This window comes from Acinetobacter sp. S4397-1, from assembly GCF_024129285.1.
Classification (GTDB): domain Bacteria; phylum Pseudomonadota; class Gammaproteobacteria; order Pseudomonadales; family Moraxellaceae; genus Acinetobacter; species Acinetobacter lwoffii_C.
The window spans coordinates 1-637 of sequence record NZ_JAMXXZ010000083.1 but is presented as its reverse complement, the minus strand read 5'-3'; the positions used below and the strand labels follow the sequence as shown (position 1 = coordinate 637).

Below are 637 nucleotides of genomic sequence, written 5' to 3'. Positions count from 1 at the left end.
TCGCTGTCCGAGTCTGAGTCGCTGTCTGAATCCGAATCGCTATCTGAATCCGAGTCGCTGTCAGAGTCTGAATCGCTGTCTGAATCAGAGTCGCTATCCGAGTCTGAGTCGCTGTCTGAATCCGAATCGCTATCGCTGTCTGAGTCCGAATCGCTGTCTGAATCCGAATCGCTGTCTGAATCCGAATCGCTATCCGAGTCCGAATCGCTGTCTGAGTCGCTATCCGAGTCTGAGTCGCTGTCTGAATCCGAGTCGCTGTCCGAGTCAGAGTCTGAATCATCAATTACTGGAGCAAATACCTGCGTAGGAGCAGACTCATTACCCGCATCATCTTTCGCTGTAACTAATACTTCTTCACCATCAACGAGCGCAGTCTCTAAGTCAATCTCATAGTCACCATTTACATCAGCTTTGCCAGAGGCAATGACTTTACCATCAGCATCTTTAATTTGAACTAAAGCACCAGCTTCGGCTTTACCAAAAATAACTGTACCTTCTTCATTAAATTCAGCAGAAGGCATCGCAGGTTTAATGGTGTCTTTCTCACCCGTGATTTCTACAGGCTCAGACTCATTACCAGCTTCATCTTTTGCAATAACGTCAGCAGTGTTGCCATCAGTTAAGGCAGGGTTGACTG

Annotated in this window: 1 protein-coding gene; it reads right to left on the bottom strand. The window is 47.3% G+C overall.

Annotated features, from left to right (window positions below):
• Positions 1-637, bottom strand: a 637-nt coding sequence (locus NI467_RS14595; protein ID WP_253153500.1) for an Ig-like domain-containing protein, incomplete at both ends; no start/stop codon positions are given.